14 protein-coding genes are annotated in these 18,665 nt (G+C 70.8%); 3 read left to right on the top strand and 11 right to left on the bottom strand.

Annotation, left to right across the window (positions count from 1 at the left end; translation table 11 throughout):
* Positions 1-108 precede the first annotated feature (108 nt).
* Entirely contained in the window at positions 109-1,314 is a 1,206-nt protein-coding gene (locus tag ncot_RS03000; protein ID WP_168616272.1) for a DUF4032 domain-containing protein, read from the top strand.
* 50 nt (positions 1,315-1,364) lie between these two features.
* On the top strand, positions 1,365-2,537 hold the full coding sequence (locus ncot_RS02995) for a GNAT family N-acetyltransferase (protein WP_168616271.1): 1,173 nt from the start codon (positions 1,365-1,367) through the stop codon (positions 2,535-2,537).
* Here the strand turns inward: ncot_RS02995 and ncot_RS02990 are convergent.
* From ncot_RS02990 to ncot_RS02970, 5 genes are all read right to left on the bottom strand, one after another.
* Entirely contained in the window at positions 2,454-4,040 is a 1,587-nt protein-coding gene (locus tag ncot_RS02990; protein ID WP_206065116.1) for a metallophosphoesterase, read from the bottom strand. The genes ncot_RS02995 and ncot_RS02990 overlap by 84 nt on opposite strands.
* A 25-nt stretch (positions 4,041-4,065) precedes the next feature.
* Positions 4,066-5,013 carry a 23S rRNA (guanosine(2251)-2'-O)-methyltransferase RlmB gene (rlmB, locus tag ncot_RS02985; RefSeq protein ID WP_168616270.1) on the bottom strand — a complete coding sequence of 316 codons (948 nt, stop codon included), beginning with the start codon at positions 5,011-5,013 and terminating at the stop codon, positions 4,066-4,068.
* Between the two features lie 2 nt (positions 5,014-5,015).
* Complete coding sequence (cysS, locus tag ncot_RS02980; protein ID WP_168616269.1) at positions 5,016-6,449, bottom strand: cysteine--tRNA ligase; 1,434 nt, start codon at positions 6,447-6,449, stop codon at positions 5,016-5,018.
* A gap of 84 nt (positions 6,450-6,533) precedes the next feature.
* Positions 6,534-7,301: an SDR family oxidoreductase gene (locus ncot_RS02975; protein ID WP_168616268.1), complete on the bottom strand. Its 768-nt coding sequence runs from the start codon at positions 7,299-7,301 to the stop codon at positions 6,534-6,536.
* Entirely contained in the window at positions 7,298-8,821 is a 1,524-nt protein-coding gene (locus ncot_RS02970) for a molybdopterin-dependent oxidoreductase (protein ID WP_168616267.1), read from the bottom strand. The genes ncot_RS02975 and ncot_RS02970 overlap by 4 nt, the downstream gene beginning before the upstream one ends.
* 29 nt (positions 8,822-8,850) lie before the next feature.
* On the opposite strand from ncot_RS02970, the gene ispF reads away from it, so the two are divergent.
* On the top strand, positions 8,851-9,324 hold the full coding sequence (ispF, locus tag ncot_RS02965; protein ID WP_168616266.1) for a 2-C-methyl-D-erythritol 2,4-cyclodiphosphate synthase: 474 nt from the start codon (positions 8,851-8,853) through the stop codon (positions 9,322-9,324).
* A gap of 36 nt (positions 9,325-9,360) precedes the next feature.
* Here ispF and ncot_RS02960 read toward each other — a convergent pair whose 3' ends face one another.
* From ncot_RS02960 to ncot_RS02935, 6 genes are read right to left on the bottom strand one after another with little or no spacing between them, the layout of a single operon-like run.
* The gene (locus ncot_RS02960; protein WP_168616265.1) at positions 9,361-10,473 is read right to left on the bottom strand and encodes a uroporphyrinogen-III synthase; all 1,113 of its coding nucleotides are present in this window, start codon (positions 10,471-10,473) and stop codon (positions 9,361-9,363) included.
* Positions 10,470-10,814: a nitrite reductase small subunit NirD gene (nirD, locus tag ncot_RS02955; RefSeq protein WP_168616264.1), complete on the bottom strand. Its 345-nt coding sequence runs from the start codon at positions 10,812-10,814 to the stop codon at positions 10,470-10,472. Before nirD ends, ncot_RS02960 begins: the two co-directional genes overlap by 4 nt.
* Complete coding sequence (nirB, locus tag ncot_RS02950; protein ID WP_168616263.1) at positions 10,811-13,402, bottom strand: nitrite reductase large subunit NirB; 2,592 nt, start codon at positions 13,400-13,402, stop codon at positions 10,811-10,813. The genes nirD and nirB overlap by 4 nt, the downstream gene beginning before the upstream one ends.
* Complete coding sequence (locus ncot_RS02945; RefSeq protein WP_168616262.1) at positions 13,399-14,886, bottom strand: FAD-dependent oxidoreductase; 1,488 nt, start codon at positions 14,884-14,886, stop codon at positions 13,399-13,401. The genes nirB and ncot_RS02945 overlap by 4 nt, the downstream gene beginning before the upstream one ends.
* Positions 14,883-17,009, bottom strand: a complete 2,127-nt coding sequence (locus ncot_RS02940; RefSeq protein WP_168616261.1) for a molybdopterin oxidoreductase family protein — start codon at positions 17,007-17,009, stop codon at positions 14,883-14,885. The genes ncot_RS02945 and ncot_RS02940 overlap by 4 nt, the downstream gene beginning before the upstream one ends.
* Positions 17,009-18,505, bottom strand: coding sequence for a nitrate/nitrite transporter (locus tag ncot_RS02935; protein ID WP_240938036.1), 1,497 nt, complete (start codon positions 18,503-18,505; stop codon positions 17,009-17,011). The genes ncot_RS02940 and ncot_RS02935 overlap by 1 nt, the downstream gene beginning before the upstream one ends.
* Positions 18,506-18,665: the final 160 nt, after the last annotated feature.

Raw genomic sequence — 18,665 nt, 5'->3', positions numbered from 1 at the left:
GCTCCGACCGGCGCTGTGGTTTCGAGACGCTCGCACCTCGCTCCTCAACCACCGTGAGGTGGGCCGACCTGGACGGCGGGAGTGCCCGGTTTGTGCCAGCATGGGCAGATGCCCCTCCGCGTCGTGGCGAGCCGACCTGACCCGGCCCTGCTCCCCCTGCCGTGGTCCGAGCCCCTGGCCGACTGGGACGACGTGCACCTCGTCCCCCTGCCGCAGGGCCTGTCGCGCCACGTCGTACGCATCATCACCACCGGGGCCGGTGGCAGCACCTACGTCGCCAAGGAGACCGAGGAGGAGCTCGCCCACCGCGAGTACCGGATGCTCCGCGAGCTGCGCTCGCACAACCTGCCCAGCGTCGAGCCCCTCGGCGTCGTCACCGGCCGCACCGACGACGACGGGAACCCGCTCCCGTCGGTCCTGATCACCCGCCACCTCCGCTTCTCGCTCCCCTACCGCTGGCTGTTCTCCCACGGGCTCGGCGCCAAGGAGCTCCCCGCGATCATCGATGCGATGGTGGTGCTGCTGGTCCGGTTGCACCTGGCCAACTTCTACTGGGGCGACGTGTCGTTGTCGAACGTCCTCTTCCGCCGCAACGCCGGTGAGTTCGCCGCCTACCTGGTCGACGCCGAGACCGGCGAGCTCAAGTCGACCCTGTCGGACGCGATGCGCGAGCACGACGTCACCGTGGGCTGCGAGAACGTGTACGCCGAGCTGCTCGACCTCACCGCAAGCGGTGACCTCGTCGACTCGGTCGACCCGGGCGACGTCATCGGCCTGCTCCAGGAGCGGTACGACGCGTTGTGGGGTGAGCTGACCGGCGCCGAGGAGTTCGACCGCGAGGAGATGTGGCACGTCGAGCAACGCATCGAGCGGCTCAACGAGCTCGGCTTCGACGTCGACGAGATCGAGATGGTCGGCACCCCCACCGGAGACCGCTACAGGCTGCAACCCAAGGTGGTCGAGCTCGGCCACCACGCCCGGGAGCTGGCCGGCCTGACCGGGCTGCACGTCGAGGAGAACCAGGCCCGCCGGCTGCTCAACGACCTGGCCGCCTTCACCGCCCACTTCGGGCTGGGCGACGAGGACCCCGAGCTGGTGGCGAACAAGTGGTTGGTGAAGGTCTATGAACCGATCAAGTCGATGGTGCCGACCGAGCTGCGCGGACGCCTGGAGCCGGCGGAGCTGTTCCACGAGATCCTCGAGCACCGCTGGTTCCTCTCCGAGGCCGCCGGCCACGAGGTCGACATCTTCGACACTGCCCGGGACTTCATCTCCACGCAGCTGCCGCAGCGTCCGCCGCTGCCCAACGGCTGACGCACGAATTCGATGGCGCGCGGTCGACGTCGGGCAATAGGTTCGACTCCGTGCACACGACCAACCGACGACTGGCCCGCGACGACTGGCACGAAGCCCTGCGCCTGGGCATCGAGGGCTTCGGTGGCGACCGCTCCCGGAGCCAGCCCGACGTGTGGCCCGCGAAGGGACAGTCCTGCTGGGGCACCTTCGACGGCGACCGGATGGTGGCCCGCCTGGCCGGGAACAGCTATCACTCCTGGTTCGACGGAGTGGAGGTGCCGACGCTCGGCGTCTGTGGCGTGACCGTCGAGGCCGAGCAACGTGGCCGCGGCTTGCTCGCTCCTCTCTTCCACGAGCTGCTGGCAGAGTCCGACGCCCCGATCTCCACGCTGTACCCGACCGCCCCGGGCATCTACCGCGGCTTCGGCTACGAGCTCGTCGGCACCCTCCGGACCATCGAGGTCCCCACCGCCCATCTCACCGCAGTGCGCCCTGCCACCGGTGTCACGACCCGGCGTGCCACCGAGGCCGACATCCCGGCGATCGTCGCCTGCTACACCCGGTGGGCGGCCGATCAGAACGGCCCGCTCACCCGCACAGGACCGCTCTTCGACCACCAGGAGATCCTCACCTCGTCCACCGGCGCCACCGTGGCCGTGGACGCGGACGCGGACGACCGGGTCCTCGGGTTCCTCCTCTGGCAGCGCGGCAACGGCTACGATCAGTCCTCGACGATCACGGTCGACGACCTGGTCCCCGACACCGCCGAGGCGGCACGTGCCCTGTGGCGGGTGCTCGGCAGCTTCGCATCGGTCGCCGGTCAGGTCCGGGTGACCACCTCCGGTGACGACGGCATCCGTCTCGTGCTGCCGACCGTGGCCTGGCGCGAGGTGGGCACGCATCCCTACATGCTGCGGATCCTCGACGTCCCGCAGGCGTTCTCGTTGCGCCGCACCAGCCCGGCCGTGCGTGCCGACCTCGCGTTCGCCGTACGTGGTGACCGGCTCGGCAGCACCGACGGTGACTACGCCCTCCGGGTCGCCGACGGTGGCCTGACGTGCACGCCAGGCTCCGCGAGCGACCGTGTCTACACGCCCGCCGGCATCGCGCTGGCGTACGCCGGGGTGCAGTCGTCGGCGAACCTGCGACGGGCGGGGCTACTGACCGGTCCGACGACCGACGACGTGACCTGGGACCTGCTTCTCGGCGGGCGTTCCTTTCACGTTCGAGACCATTTTTGAGCCATAGGTCAGCGGGATGTAGTCGTGCACCCGGAACACCCCGTTGGTCTGCAACGTCACCGGCTGGAGACCGACCGGCCGGCCGTCGCGATAGGTCGCGAGGGTCACCTCCGCCGGGCGTCGCAGCTTGCTGCCCACGGCCACGGCGTACGCCGCACCACCGGTGGTGCCGTTGGTGTAGTTGTAGCCGAGCTCACCGTTGCTGCCCGTGACGCGATCGGGTCCCACCTGCACGTGCACGTGGCCGGAGACGACCAGGTCGACGCAGCCGCGCTCGAGGGTCGGGGTGCCCATGTCGATGTCGTGCACCAACAGCGTGTTCACCCGCTCCTCGGCCTCGCAGACCTTGTCGGCGATGTCGATCGCGAGCTCGTCGATGGTCAGGCCGGGGGTGTCGCGCCAGGAGCCGAGGCCGCTCGAGCGCGGGTCGTTGAACGCCATCAGGCGACCACCACCGGGACCCTCCAGCACGGTTGAGCTCGCGGTCTGCCAACCGCGGTCCTCGAGGTAGCCCTGGACGAAGGAGCCGTGGTCGTGGTTGCCCTGCACCGCGAACCGGTCGAAGTCCTCGAAGGCGTCGGCGAGCGAGTCGAGGGAGAACGCCTCCCACTGCTGGCCCGTGGAGGTGTCGTCGCCGGCGTCCAGCACGGCCGTGGCGCCGCCCTTGTCGGCAATCGCGCGGGCCACCGAGTCCATCCCGATGTTGTCGTGGCGGTCCGAGACGATCAGGGCGACGGTCTCGCCCTCCTGGGGTTCGCGCAGCTCGAGGTCGGCGACCTTCTCGACCGCCCCGTCGTAGAACGTGCGGCTCTTCTGATAGGTGTCGACCGCGCTCATCACCAGGCGCTTGGTCCCTGTCGCGCTCAGCGTGCCCTGGACCTCGATGCCCTTCGCCTCGTCGGGGATCTGGAACTCGGGCAGGTAGGTCTGGAGCGACTGCCAGGTGTCCTTGTCGACGACCTTCGGCTCGTCGTCGGCCCGGGGCATCACGACCAGGCCGACGACCGCCGCCAGCGCGGCACCACTGGCGACGACGACGGCCGAGCGCCGGACCGGGGTGGCCCCGAGCAGCTCGCGGCGCCGTTGCCGGCCGACCAGGGCCCACATCAGGAACGGGAAGAAGGCGAAGACCGCTCCCCGGGCGAGCGCGTTCCACGCCAGGTCGACCACCGCGTCGCGCACGATGGCCACCTGTGACTCGGGCCGGCTGGCGATGAAGGCGTAGCGCTCGACCAGCTGCTCGGTGGAGTCCGCCTCGGTCTTGCCGAGCCTGATGTCGACGCCGATCGGGCCGCCGTAGTCACGACGTACGTCGGGCAGGAACGGGCCGGTCCGGATCGTGACGTACGTGCCCAGGGTCGGGCTGATCTCGGCGTCGTGGCTGGCCAGGGTGACGGTGGTGCTCGAGTTGAGGAAGATCGCGAACCCAGCGCTCAGCGCGAGCACCAGCCAGGCCAGCACGATGCCGGCCCAACGCAGCGCCTTTCGTCTCCCCACCGCCATGCTCCGACCCTAGCCAACCGCCGGGTCAGCGGCGGGCCTGGGAAATCGCGTAGAGCGACACGGACGCGGCCACGCCGGCGTTGAGCGACTCGAGGCTGTTGGCCATCGGGATCGAGAGCAGCTGGTCGCAGGTCTCGGCGACCAGGCGGGACAGGCCCTTGCCCTCCGAGCCCACGACCACCACCAGCGGGCCGTCGGCCAGGTCGAAGTCGGGCAACGAGACGTCGCCGTCGGCGGCCAGGCCGACCACCATGCAGCCGGCGGCCTGGTAGGCCTTGAGCTGCCGCACCAGGTTGACCGCCTGCGCGACGGGGATCCGGGCCGCGGCACCTGCGGAGGTCTTCCACGCACTGGCCGTCATGCCGGCCGCCCGACGCTCCGGGATGAGCACGCCGTGGGCCCCGAAGCCCGACGCCGAGCGCACGACAGCGCCGAGGTTGCGGGGGTCGGTGACCGAGTCGAGCGCCACGATCAGGGGCTTCTCACCGTTGGCGGCAGCTGCGTCGAGCAGGTCGTCGGGGTGGGCGTACTCGTAGGCAGGCACCCGAGCCGCGAGGCCCTGGTGGACGGCGCCCCCGGTGAGTCGGTCCATCTCGTTGCGGGAGATCTCCAGCAAGGACAGCCCTTGGTCGGCGGCCAGCTCGAACGTCTCCTTGAGGCGACCGTCGCGCTCGATGCCCTCGACGACGTACACGGCACTCACCGGCATCCGTGCCCGCAGCGCCTCGACCACCGAGTTGCGTCCGGCCACCCACTCGGCGTCGGTGCCCTTGGTGACCTTGCGCGGCCGCTTGGCCGCAGCCTTCTCCGCCTTGACGACGCGCTTGTGGGCCTGGTGGTAGGGCCGGTCCTTCGCCTTCGGCGTCGGGCCCCTGCCCTCGAGCCCTCGCTTGACGCGACCCCCGGAGCCGGCGGTGGGGTTGCCCTTGCCGGTCTTCTTGATGGCGCCCTTGCGCTTGGAGTTTCCGGCCATGGTCAGTCAGTCCCCTGCTGGTCGCGCAGTGACCACTTCGGGCCGCTGGGTGTGTCCTCGACGTCGATGCCCGCCGCCTTGATGCGGTCGCGGATCGCGTCGGCGCTCGCGTAGTCCTTGTCGACACGGGCCTGGTTGCGCTGCTCGAGCAACCCGCGGACCAGGGCGTCGACGGCCTCCGTCAGCCGGGCCTCGTCGCTCCCACCGGTGGCGTACGCCGGGTCGGCCGGGTCCAGGCCGAGCACGTCGAGCATTGCGCGCACCGACGCGGCACAGCCACGGAGCGCGTCGGTCGCGTCGCCGAGCAGCTTGTTGCCCTCGCGCACGGCGTCGTGGATGGCGGCAACCGCTGCCGGAGTGCCGAGGTCGTCGTCCATCGCGGTGACGAAGTCGGCGCAGAGGGTCCCACCGGTGGGGACCTCGCCCAGCTCGGCTGCCGCCCGGTCGAGGAAGTTCTCGATCCGGCGGAACCCGGCGGCCGCCTCGTCGAGCGCCTCGAAGGAGAACTCGACGTGGGAGCGGTAGTGCGCGGAGACCATGTAGAAGCGGAGCTCGACGGCCCGCACCCGCTCGAGCACGTTCGGCACCAGCAGCGAGTTGCCGAGCGACTTGCTCATCTTCTCGCCGGAGGTGGTGATCCAGGCGTTGTGCAGCCAGTAGGACGCGAACGGGTGGCCGGCAGCCCGGGACTGGGCCTGCTCGTTCTCGTGGTGCGGGAAGCGCAGGTCGAGGCCACCGCCGTGGATGTCGAAGGCCGGGCCGAGGTACTTCCCGGCCATCGCCGAGCACTCGATGTGCCAGCCGGGGCGCCCTCGGCCCCACGGGGACGGCCAGCTGGCCGTGTCGGGCTCGCTGGCCTTCTTGCCCTTCCACAGCGCGAAGTCGCGGGGGTCCCGCTTTCTCGAGACCTGGTGCGGGTCGACATCAGCACTCGCCTCCATGTCGTCGACCTTCTGCCCGGACAGCTCGCCGTACGACGGCCAGGAGCGGACGTCGAAGTAGACGTCGCCGGAGTCGTCCCCTGCGGCGTAGGCGTGCCCGCGCTCGATCAGCGACGAGATCATCTCGACCATCTCGGGGATGTGACCGGTCGCTGCCGGCTCGTAGGTCGGACGGGCGACGTTCAGGGCGGCGTACGCGCGGGTGAGCTCGCCGGACATCTCATAGGCGAGGTTGTACCAGGGGCGACCCTGCTCGGCCGACTTGGCGAGGATCTTGTCATCGATGTCGGTGGTGTTGCGGATGAACGTGACGTCATGGCCTCGCGCCCGCAGCCACCGCTGCAGCACGTCGAAGTTGACGCCCGAGCGGATGTGCCCGACGTGCGGCTCGGACTGGACGGTCAACCCACACAGGTAGATCCCGACCTTCCCCTCCTCGAGGGGGACGAAGTCACGGACTTCGCGGGTCGCGGTGTCATAGAAGCGGAGGTTCACTCGCCCAATCCTAGGCGCCAGCCCACCCGCCTGACGATTCGATGGTCCTTGGCGTTTCGGTCCTCCCAGGCCGATCGTCGCTGACTAGCCAGCGGAGTAGCCGCCGTCGACGTCGAGCTTCTGACCGGAGATGAAGTCGGCCGCGTCGGAGGCGAGGAAGCAGACGGCCTCGGCGATGTCGTGGGCATTGCCGAAGCGGCGCAGGGGGATGTTGGCGCGGGTGACGTCGAGCGCCTCGGGCGAGAGGTCGCCGGAGTCGATGAGGCGGGCCGCCATGCCGTCGGTGAGCATGCCGGGGCCCACCGCGTTGACGCGTACGCCGTAGCGTCCCTCCTCGGCGGCCAGGCCACGCACGAGTGACTCGACCGCGCCCTTGGGGCCGGCCGAGAGCCCGTCGCGCACGGGGAATCGCGAGGTCGCCGCCGTGGTGATCGCGACGACGGAGCCCTGCGACTCGCGCAGGAACGGCAGTGCCGGGTGCACGACGTTGAAGAAGCCGGCCGGGTCCGCGGCCAGCTGGCTGGCCATGTCGTCGGGCGAGACGCGCGAGAGGTGCACCATGGGCACGTGCGGTCCGGCCGCATGGACCAGCGTGTGGATCCCACCGAACTCCGCTGCCACTGCCGTGACCAGCTCCGCACAGGACGCCGACGAGCCCACGTCGAGCCGGTGGGCCGAGCTGCGCACGCCCCATTCACGACAGGTCGTGGCAATGGCCGAGCCGGCCGCCTCGTTGGCGTGGAAGGTCACCGCCACGTTGCTGCCCCGTGAGGCGAGCAGTCGTGCGCTGGCCGCGCCGAGACCCCCGCTGCCGCCGACCACCAGGGCCACACCGTCCGAAGAGAACCTCATGTCGCACTCACCTGTATCTCGTGCCATCCAGTTGCACCGTCCGGGAGCACATCACGCTCCACACCGGTCTGTACCTCACCCGCGGCGCCGATCGCCCGGACCCGCACCGTGTGGTCGCCCTCCTCGAGCTCCACCTCGGTCCGCCACTGCACCCACGTGTCGACGTTCGGGACATGACCGAGCTCCACGCTGCGCCAGGCGCCACCGTCGACGGCGATCTCCACCCCGGCTATCCCGGTGTGCTGCTTCCAGGCGTGGCCACCCACCACGACCACACCCTTCTCGACCTCGTCGCCGTTCTGCGGCATGTCAATGCGGGAGGCGATCTTGACCGGGCCGTGCTCGGACCAGCCCTTCTTGGTCCAGTAGGCATCGACCTGGTCGAACGTGGTGACCTTCATGTCGACGACCCACTTGCACGCCGAGACATAGCCGTAGAGGCCGGGAACGAGGGTCCGCACCGGGAAGCCGTGGTCGATCGGCAGGGGTTCGCCGTTCATCGCGATGGCCAGCATGGCCTGGCGATCCGGGTCGGTCAGCGCCTCCAGGGGGGTGCCGCAGGTCCAGCCGTCGTGGGAGGTCTGCAGGACCGCGTCGGCCCGGTCGGAGACGCCGGCCTCGGCCAGGATCTGCGCGAGGGGCACGCCACTCCACCAGGCGTTGCCGATGAGCGGACCGCCGACCGGGTTGGAGACGCAGTTCAGCGTCATCCAGCGTTGCACGATGGGCCGGTCGACCAGCTCCTGATAGCTCAGGGTGATCTCGCGGTCGACCATGCCGTGGATCCGCAGCGACCAGTCCTGCGGCTCGACGGTCGGCACCACGACCGCGGTGTGCACCTTGTAGAACTTGCCGATCGGGGTGCGCCACGGCGGCATGCCCTCGACCCCCACGTTGGCGCCGCCGGGGGCCGGACGATCCGTGACGGGGAGGTTCAGCAGGCGCCGGGTCTCCTCGACGTGCCGGCGACGGGCCCCGAAGTTCTGCCCGAAGACCGCCACGCCGGCGCCGGCGAAGCCGAGCAGCGCGGTCCGGATCAGGAAGCTGCGGCGCGACTTCCCCTGGGCAGGAGTGGACTCCTCGGCGTCGACGTCGTGCAGCGGCTCGGTGATGAACGAGAGGACGACGATCCACGTGACCAGTCCGGCAGCCACCGGCAGGAAGTCGAGCGACGACGCGTCGAAGCGGGTCAGGACCGCCAGCAGGCCGATCCCTGCCAGGCCGACCCAGACCAGGACCGGCTTCCACCACGACCGCTCCGCCAGCCGTCCGGCCCACATCGCGAACAACATCGTCAGCAGGAAGATGACGACCACCAGGACGGGCTTGTCCTTGCTGCCCAGGACCTGGATCGCGCGCTCCGCGACCACCCCGGGGACGTGCTGGATCACCATCTCGGCGACCGCGACCAGCGGGGAGGAGCGCAGCGTCAGCACCATCGTGGCAGCGTGGCTCACCGCCAGGCCAGCCACACCTGCCACGGCTCCGGCGGCCGACCAGGCTCCTCGTGGGGTCGTCACCCCACCATCGTCTCAGGCATGATCGACCTGTGAACACGACCCCCCGCACCGGAATCGGCACGGACGTCCATCGCTTCGCGGTCGGACGCCCGATGATGTTGGCCGGGCTGTCCTGGCCCGACGAGGAAGCCGGGCTGGAGGGTCACTCCGACGCCGACGTCGCCGCCCACGCGGCCTGTGACGCCCTGCTCTCCGCGGCCGGCCTGGGTGACCTCGGCACCAACTTCGGCACGTCCGAGCCGGAGTGGGCCGGCGCCGCCGGGACCGCCCTGCTCGCCGAGACCGTACGCCGTGTGGGCGCGGCCGGCTTCACGATCGGCAACGTGGCGATCCAGGTGATCGGCAACCGACCACGTCTCGGCTCTCGCCGGACCGAGGCCGAGCGGGTCCTCTCGGAGGTGGTCGGTGCCCCGGTCTCGGTGTCGGCCACCACCACGGACGGCCTCGGCCTGACCGGTCGTGGCGAGGGCGTGGCCGCCATCGCCACCGCACTCATCGTCTGACAGGTCGTGCCGCGGCCGGAGGTCCGGTCCCGCCGGTCAGGAGGTCGCCAACCGGTAGCCGCGCTTGACCACCGTCTGGACGACGCCGGTGCCGAGGGCGGACCGCAGTCGGGCCACCGCCATCTCGACGGCGTGCTCGGACGAGGCAGTGCCGGTCGGCAGGCAGGCCAGGAGATCGCGCCGGGAGACGACATGTCCGGGATTGACCGCGAGCGCGTGCAGGACCGCCCGCGGCGACGGTGAGAGGTGCACGGGCAGGCCGTCCAGCAGCACCTGCTCGCCGTGCAGCAGCAGGAGGCGACCGGCGACGTCGAACGCGACACCGGATCGGCGCGAGGGCAGCTCGGTCTCGAGCAGCTTGACCATCGCCGCGGTGCGGGAGCGCTCCGGGTGGATCGTCGGGACGCCCCACATCTCGAACGCAGCGGAGGTGACCGGGCCGACACAGGCCGCGACCACGTCCGCCCGGAAGGCGGCCACCACCTCGTCACGGCGGCCGACGGCCGCGGCGAGGTCCATCAGGGCGGCCACCGCCGGGGCCGAGGTGAACGTGACCGCGTCGAGCTTGCGTTCGGCGACCAGGTCGACCATCCGGAACGTGGCGGTCGGGTCCTCGACGCCCTCGACCCTGTAGACGGTGACCACCTCGACGGACGCACCCTGCCGACGCAACGCGTGCGCCGCGTTGGACAGGGACTGCCCGTGCTCCTGGACGACGATGCGCTTGCCCGTCAGGTCACGCCCGCGCAGGTGCGAGAGCACGTCCTCGAAGCACTCCGACTCCGGTGCCCAGAGCTCCCGCAGGCCGGCCCGGCGCAGGGCACCGACGGACTTCGGTCCCCGGGCCAGGATCTCCGAGCGGTCGAGGGCCGCCCGCAGCGCTTCGCCGAGCCCCCACTCCTCCGCCGCCGAGAACCACGAGGTGATGCCGACTCCGGTGGTGGCGACGAAGAGGTCGACCGGCTCGAGCAGCACCTGCTCGGTGGCCGCCCTCAGCCCGACCTCGTCGATCCGGTGCGGCTCCACCGAGAGCACCGGTGTCCACTCCACCTCGGCTCCGCGCCGTTGCAGCAAGGCGCACTGCTCCGCCGCCTTGCGGGCCGCGGTCACTCCGACCCGGAATCCGGCCAGCGGCTTGTGCGTGGTCATGCGAGCTCCCGGCGCGGGCCGACCTCGACGACGCCCTCGACCACCCGGACGTCGTACGACGCCACGTGGACGGACTCGTCGTCGAGGCACTGACCGGAGCGCAGGTCGAAGGCGTGCTTGTGCATCGGGGAGGCCACGAAGGGGATGTCACCACGGGTGCCCACGATGCCGCGGGCCAACACGCTGGCGCCCGAGAACGGGTCGTGGTTCCCGAGGGCGAACAAGCGGTCGTCGTGGGTCCGGAAGATCGCCACCGCCCGGCCGTGGGCGAGGACGGTGGCGCCACGCTCCACCTCGAGGACCTCGAAGGGGCAGATCGACTCCCACCCTGCGTCGTTCATCGTGCGCCCACCTCGGCGCCGCTGGGCGCACCGACCGGGATCGTGGCGCCGAGCGAGACCGGCTGGTCGTTGGCGGCGGGCCTGATCTGGCCCCTGCTGGTGTCGAAGCTGATGTTGGGATCAGGCACACCGGGGGCGTTGACGAAGGAGACGAAGCGGGACAGCTTGTCGTGGTCCTCGATGGTTGCCTTCCACTCGTCGAAGTAGGAGTCGACGTGTCGTGCCATCTCTGCCTCCAGCTCGGCACCCAGGCCGAGCGTGTCGTCGACCACGATCTCACGGATCCGGTCGAGCCCGCCATCGATCGACCCGAGCCACGTCGACGTGCGTTGCAGACGGTCCGCGGTGCGGATGTAGTACATGAGGAAGCGATCCAGGTAGCGCACCAGCTCCTCGCCCGTCAGGTCACTGGCCAGCAGCTGGGCGTGGGCCGGGACGGCGCCACCGTTGCCGCACACGTAGAGGTTCCAGCCCTTCTCGGTGGCGATCACCCCGAAGTCCTTGCCGCGCGCCTCCGCGCACTCCCGGGCGCAGCCGCTGACGCCGCCCTTCAGCTTGTGGGGGCTGCGCAGGCCGCGGTAGCGCAGCTCGAGGTCGATCGCCATCTGCACCGAGTCCTGCACGCCGAACCGGCACCACGTGGAGCCGACGCAGGACTTCACCGTGCGCAGCGACTTGCCGTAGGCGTGCCCCGACTCGAAGCCGGCGTCGACGAGGCGCTTCCAGATCTGCGGCAGCTCCTCGACCCGGGCACCGAACAGGTCGATCCGCTGTCCACCGGTGATCTTGGTGTAGAGGCCGAAGTCGCGAGCCACCTCACCGATCACGATCAGCTTGTCGGCGGTGATCTCACCACCGGGGATCCGCGGCACCACCGAGTAGGTGCCGTTGCGCTGGATGTTGGCCAGGTAGGCGTCGTTGGTGTCCTGAAGGCTCGCGGTGGTCCGGTCGAGCACGTGACCGTTGAACTGACTGGCCAGGATGCTCGCCACGGCAGGCTTGCAGACGTCGCAGCCGCGGCCCCGCCCGTGGGCGGTGACGATGTCGTCGAAGCGCTGGAAGCCGTGCACGGCGATGACGTCGAACAGCTCCTGACGGGTCAGGTCGAAGTGCTCGCAGATGCCCCTGCTGACCGACGTTCCGGCAGCCTCGAGCCGTTCGCCGAGCAGGTTCTTCACGATCGGCACGCAGGACCCGCAGACCGTGCCGGCCCTCGTGCACGCCTTCACGCACGGCAGGTCGGCACAGCCCTCCTGGTCGATGGTGTCGCAGATGGAGCCCTTGGAGATGTTGTTGCAGGAGCAGACGATGGCGTCGTCCGGCATGCCGGGCTGCACCGGCTGGCCGCCACGCGCAGCCGGCAGGATCAGCTCCTCCGGGTTGTCGGGCAGCGCCATCCCGCTGGAGACCATCGGTCGCAGCACGCCGTACGCCGACGCGTCACCGACCAAGATCCCGCCGAGCAGCCGATCCCCTTCCGCGGAGACCACGAGCTTCTTGTAGACGCCGGCGACCGCGTCCGCGAACACCAGCTCCAGGGCACCCTCCGTGGTCGCGAACGCGTCGCCGAAGCTGGCCACGTCCACACCGAGGAGCTTGAGCTTGGTGGACATGTCGGCACCCTCGAAGGCCGCGGTGCTGGCCTCGTTGACCAGTGCGTCCACGGCGACCTCGGCCATCTGGTAGCCCGGTGCGACCAAGCCGTACATGCGGCCACCGGGTGCCGCGCACTCGCCGATCGCGAGGACCGCCGGGTCGCTGGTGCGCATCGACGGGTCCACCAGGATGCCGCCCCGCTCGGCGACGTCGAGTCCGCAGTCACGGGCCAGCTGGTCGCGGGGCCGGATGCCGGCCGAGAAGACCACGATCTCGACGGGCAGCGTGTCCTCGTCGTCCTTGAACCTCAGCCCGCTGACTCGGCCCCCGTCGTCAGCCGTGGTGTCGCCGACGATCCTCTCGGTGACCACCCCGGTGTGGACGGAGAGCCCCAGTGACTCGATGTGGCGCTTGAGGGTCGCACCCCCGGCGTCGTCGACCTGGACCGCCATCAGGCGCGGGGCCATCTCGACCACGTGGGTCTCAATCCCCAGCTGGTGCAGGGCATTCGCGGCCTCGAGGCCGAGCAGGCCACCGCCGATGACGACGCCCGCGTTGGCCGTCCTCGATGCCTCGCGGATCGCCTCGAGGTCCTCGATGGTGCGGTAGACGAAGACGTTGGCCAGGTCCTTTCCGGGGACCGGTGGCACGAACGGTGCGGCACCGGTGGCCAGGACGGCGACGTCATAGGCGATCACCTCTCCGTTGCCGAGGCTGACGGTCCTCGCTTCCCGGTCGATCGCGGTCACCGGCGTGTCCAGGACCAGGCTGACCCGCGGGTCGTCGTACGCGCCGGTCGGCAGCAGGGACAGGCGCTCCGCCCCGACGTCGAAGAACGAGGTGAGCGCCACCCGGTCGTAGGCGGCTCGGGGCTCCTCGCCGACCACGGTGATGTCGAAGCGTTCTGTCAGGCCCCGCTCGATGGCGGCCTGCACGAACCGGTGCCCGACCATGCCGTTCCCGATGACGACCAGTGACTTGCGTGTGCTCATGAGGATTCCTTCCTGACAACCTGTGACAGGAAGCTAGGCGGCCCATGTTGACGGGAGGGACCCGCTTTGTTTCCGTCGTGAAAACCCTTGCTCACCGGGCCGCCGCCGGCGAGGAGCTGCTCGACGACCGAGGTGCAACCACCGCAACCCGTGGTGGCGCGGGTCGCCCCGCACACCTCGTCGACCGTGCGACAGGCACGGATCCGGGCCGCGCTGACCCCGGCGCAGGCGCACACCTCGGCGTCATCGGGCAGCTCGGCCGACTCGGCCGGCGTGGGACGCTCGGCCATCAGCAGCTCCCCCGGCTCGTGGGCGCCGAGGACCGTGCGCTGGTCGTAGAGCTGGGTGATCAGCCCGACCCGGGCCAGGTCTCCGACCAGAGCGGCCGCGACGATGACCCCGCCCCGGACGACCAGCTTGCGATGCGTTCCGGCGATCGGGTTGGTCACCTCGACCACCTCGCCGTCACTGCGCTCCGGCTCACCGAGCACGGCGACCTCGAGGTCGCTGGCCCGGAGCCGGGCCACCGAGCGGGAGCCGGAGTAGGACGCCTCGCCCCCGCACAGGTGCTCGGCCAGCACGACCGCCTGCTCCCAGGCGGGTGAGACGAAGCCGGTGACCCGTCCGGCGAACTCCGCACAGTCGCCGATCGCGTGCACCCGCGGGTCGGTGATCGATGTGAGGTGGCCGTCGACGACGACACCACGGCGGACGAACAGCCCGGCCTGCCGGGCCAGCGCGGTCGAGGGCCGGCCGCCCGCGGCCAGGATGACCAGATCGGTCTGCAACGTGCAGCCGTTGTCGAGCCGGAGGCCCTCGTCCACGAGGCGGACGGCGCGCGCACCGGTGTAGACGTCGCTGCCCAGCTTCTTCAACCCCCGCTCGAGGATCGAGCCACCGCGCTCGTCGAGCTGGGTGGAGAGCAGGTGCTCGCTCCCCTCCACGATCTCGGTGGTCACGCCGCGGACGCCCAACGCCCGGGCGACCTGCACGCCGAGCAGTCCGCCGCCCACCACCACGGCCCGTTGGCCGGCATCGGGCACCAGCGCGTCGAGCAGCCCCTCGCAGTCGGCCAGGCTGCGGAACGCGTGCACCTTGGGGTGCAGCTGGCCGTCGACCTGCACCAGCCCCCGGATCGGCGGCAGCGTGGCGATCGCGCCGGTCGCCAGCACCAGGCGGTCGTAGGGAACCGTGGTGCCGTCGACCAGCACCACGTGGGACGCCGTGCGGGAGAGCTCCAGCACCCGGCTCCCCAGCCGCAGGTCGACGCCGACCGAGGCGAGCCACTCCGGGTCGCGCATGGTCAGTGCCGCGGCGCGGTGGGTGCCCTCGAGCACGGCCGACAGCAGGATCCGGTTGTAGGCCGGCACGGGCTCTTCGCCGATCACGGTGATCCGGCCGTCGTACCGGCGCGCGACGAGCGTCTCGACCAGCCGCGTGGCCGCCATGCCGTTGCCGACCACGACCAGCCGCTCGCGCCTCATCCCAGCTCTCCTGCCGGCTCCCGCGCGTGCCACCGGTCGGACCGCACCGGGGCCACGGCGACCGCACAGGCCTTGAACTCCGGCATCCGCGAGACCGGGTCGAGGGCGTCGTTGGTGAGCAGGTTGGCGCCGACCCAGTGGAACGGCACGAAGACGGTGTCGGGTCGGATGGTGTCGACCACCCGCGCCGGAGCAGTCATCGTGCCCCGGCGCGTGGTGAGGCGCACCTCCTCGCCGTCGTCGACGCCCAGGCGCCGGGCCAGCATCGGGTGGATCTCGACGAAGGGCCCGTCGTCGGGCAGGTCGCGGACCCGTCGGGTCTGGGCACCGGACTGGTACTGCGCGAGCACCCGGCCCGTGGTCAGGTGCAGCGGGTGCTCGGCATCGGGTTGCTCCACGGCACCGCGGTGCTCGACGACGTGGAACCTGGCCCGGCCGTCCGCATGCGCGAACGACGAGAGGAACATCCGCGGCGTGCCCGGATGGGCGCGGTCGGGACACGGCCAGAACACACCCTGCTCCTTGCGGACCCGGTCGTGGCTGATGCCGGCGTAGTCAGCCCTCCCCCCTGCGGAGGCCCGAGCCAGCTCGGCGAAGATCTCCTCCGGGTCCTCGCTGAAGGCGATCGGTGAGGCCAGCCTGGACGCGAGCCCGCGCAGGATCGCGAGATCACTCAGCACGCCCCTGGGTGGCGTGATCGCCTGCTGGCGCAGGATCACGCGGCCCTCGAGGTTCGTCATGGTGCCGGTCTCCTCGGCCCACTGCGTGATCGGGAGCACGACGTCGGCACGCGCGGCGGTCTCGGACATGACGATGTCGGCGACCACCAGCAGCGACAGCGCATCGAGTCGTGAGGAGACGAAGGAGGCGTTCGGCGCCGACACGACGATGTTCGAACCGAAGACCAGCAGCGCCCTCACGCCCTCGGGCTCACCGAGGGAGGAGAGCAGCTCATAGGCCGACTTCCCCCTGCCCGGCAGGGATCGTGGCGTCACACCCCACACCCCGGCGACGTGCTCGCGGGCCGCGGGATCGTCGATCATCCGGTAGCCGGGCAGCTGGTCGGACTTCTGCCCGTGCTCACGCCCACCCTGGCCGTTGCCCTGCCCGGTGAGGCAGCCGTACCCGGCGTACTCACGACCGCACATGCCCAGGGCCAGCGCGACGTTGATCCACCCGAGCACGATGTCTGAGCCCGAAGCGTGCTGTTCGGCCCCGCGGGCGGTCAGCACCATCACCCGCTCTGCCGCCCCCAGCAACGCGGCGAGGGCGCGGATCTCGGGGGCCGGGACCCCCGTCACCCGCTCGGCTCGCTCGGGCCACCACGACGACACCGAGTCCTGCACCGCCGCGAAGCCGGAGGTGCGCGACGCGACGTAGGCGTCGTCGACGTTGCCGTCCGCGATGACCTGGTGCAGCACGGCCTGGGCCAGTGCCAGGTCGGTGCCCGGCACCGGTTGCACGAAGACATCGGCCTGCTCCGCGGTCGCCGTACGACGCGGGTCGATCACCACGACCTGCCCACCCCGGGCGCGCAGCGCGGCCACGTGGCGGGCAGCGGGTGGCATCGTCTCGGCCAGGTTGGAGCCGACGAGGACGACGACGTCGGTGTGCTCGATGTCCACCAGGGGAAACGGCAGGCCGCGATCCAGGCCGAGGGCGCGGGTGCCGGCCGAGGCGGCCGAGGACATGCACCACCGGCCGTTGTAGTCGATCTGGCTGGTGCCGATCGCCACCCGGGCGAACTTGCCCAGCTGGTAGGCCTTCTCGTTGGTCAGGCCGCCACCGCCGAAGACCCCGATGCTGTCCGGCCCGTGCTCCCCGCGCAGGGCCACCAGTCGAGCCGCGACGAGGTCGAGGGCCGACTCCCACGAGGTCGGCTCCAGCTCCCCGGTGACGAGCGAGCGCACCAACGGCTGGGTGAGCCGCTCGCGGTGTCGGTGCAACCCGGTCGCGGTCCAGCCCTTGCGACACAGGGCGCCCCGGTTGACGGGGAACTCCGGCCACTCCCGGACCTCCACCGCAGTGCGGGCAGGCAGCGGTGAGGCACTCGCCCCCGCTGGCGCGACGAGCCGCATCCCGCACTGCAGCGAGCAGTAGGGGCAGTGGGTCTCGGTGCCCATCAGATGCCCGCGCCCGCCAGGCTCGGCACCCGGTCGACCAGGAACCCCCGGCGCAGGAAGCAGAACCAGGTCACCGCCAGGCAGAGGCCGTAGAACGACGCGAACGCCACGAAGGCGCCACGCACCGCCGCAGCCGGGTCCGCCACCCAGGGCGCACCGAACGTCATCGGGACCAGGAAGCCACCGATCGCTCCGACCGCGCCGGCGATCCCGATCACCGCCGAGGACTCCCGGGTGGCCCCCGCCAACGCCGACTCCCGCTCCGGAGTGCCCGAGGCGGTGCGGTCGACGGCTCGCCTGCGCCAGATCAACGGGATCATCCGGTAGGTCGACCCGTTGCCGATGCCGGTCGCCACGAAGACGAGCAGGAAGAAGGGGAGGAACCAGGGGAACCACTCCTGGTTCTCCCGGGCGATGGCCGCCGACGCCACAGGGTTGGGGGTCAGCTGGGACAGCGACCACAGCACCGCAAGGGTTGCCGCGATCATCGCCACGAAGGAGGCCGCGGTGACGCGTGCCCCGCCGTACTTGTCGGCCAGCCACCCGCCGTACGGACGGGCGACCGAGCCGACCAGGGCACCGAGGAACGCGTAGTGGGCGAAGTCGATGCCGGCGCCGGAGCCGTCGGTGGTGGGCACCCAGAAGTTGAGCTTGATCAGCAGCGGCAGGGCCGCCGAGTAGCCGATGAACGAACCGAAGGTCCCGATGTAGAGGAACGACACCACCCAGGTGTGCCGGTGCCGCAGCACACCGAGCTGGGGACGGGAACGAGCCATCGTCAGGTTGTTCATGAACAGCCACGCGCACAGGGCGCCGACGAGCGCCAGGGCGGCGTACAGGTGTCCGGCTCGTTGCAGGGCCGGTCCGCCCTCGGCGGCACGGACCAGCCCAAAGAGGCCGGCGCCGCCGACGACGACCGGGAGGAAGAGCTGGATGACTGCGACCCCGAGGTTCCCCCCGGCTGCGTTCAGCCCGAGCGCCGCTCCCTTGCGTGCTGTCGGGTAGAAGAAGTTGATGTTCGACATGGACGAGGCGAAGTTGCCGCCACCCAGCCCGGCGGTCGCCGCGACCAGCACGAACACCCAGTACGGCGTGCCCGGTCGCTGCACGAAGTGCGCGAACAGCAGCGTGGGCACCAGCAGCAGGGAGGCACTGACGACGGTCCAGTTGCGGCCACCGAACCTCGGCACGGCGAAGGTGTAGGGGAGCCGGACCAGGGCGCCCACCAGGTTCGGCACCGCGACCAGCACGAAGAGCTGGGAGGTGGTGAACGCGAAGCCGACCTGCACCAGCATCGCCGCCGTGACGCTCCACAGCAGCCATACCGAGAAGCCGAGGTGCTCGGAGAAGATCGACCAGAGCAGGTTGCGCCGGGCCACCGTGGCGCCCCCGGCACCCCAGAAGGCCGGGTCCTCGGGGCGCCAGTCCTCGATCCAGGTGCCGCCCTTCATGGCTTCGGTGGGTACGCCGGGATCGGGCGCGGAGGTGGTGGTCACGTCGACTCCTCGTGGTTCGGGTGCCGAGGAACCTAGGCAGTCGACGTTTCGGGGACTGTCCCTCTTGTTTCACGCACGTGTCAACGTGCTCTCACCACCTCACAGGAGCGGCTCACCGTCACGGTTCGCGGGAGCGGTTCACGGGGAAGGCTGCGGACCA

The sequence above is a fragment of the Nocardioides sp. JQ2195 genome, from assembly GCF_012272695.1.
Classification (GTDB): Bacteria; Actinomycetota; Actinomycetes; order Propionibacteriales; family Nocardioidaceae; genus Nocardioides.
The sequence above is the reverse complement of the archived record's forward strand: the minus strand, read 5'-3'. Positions and strand labels throughout refer to the sequence as shown.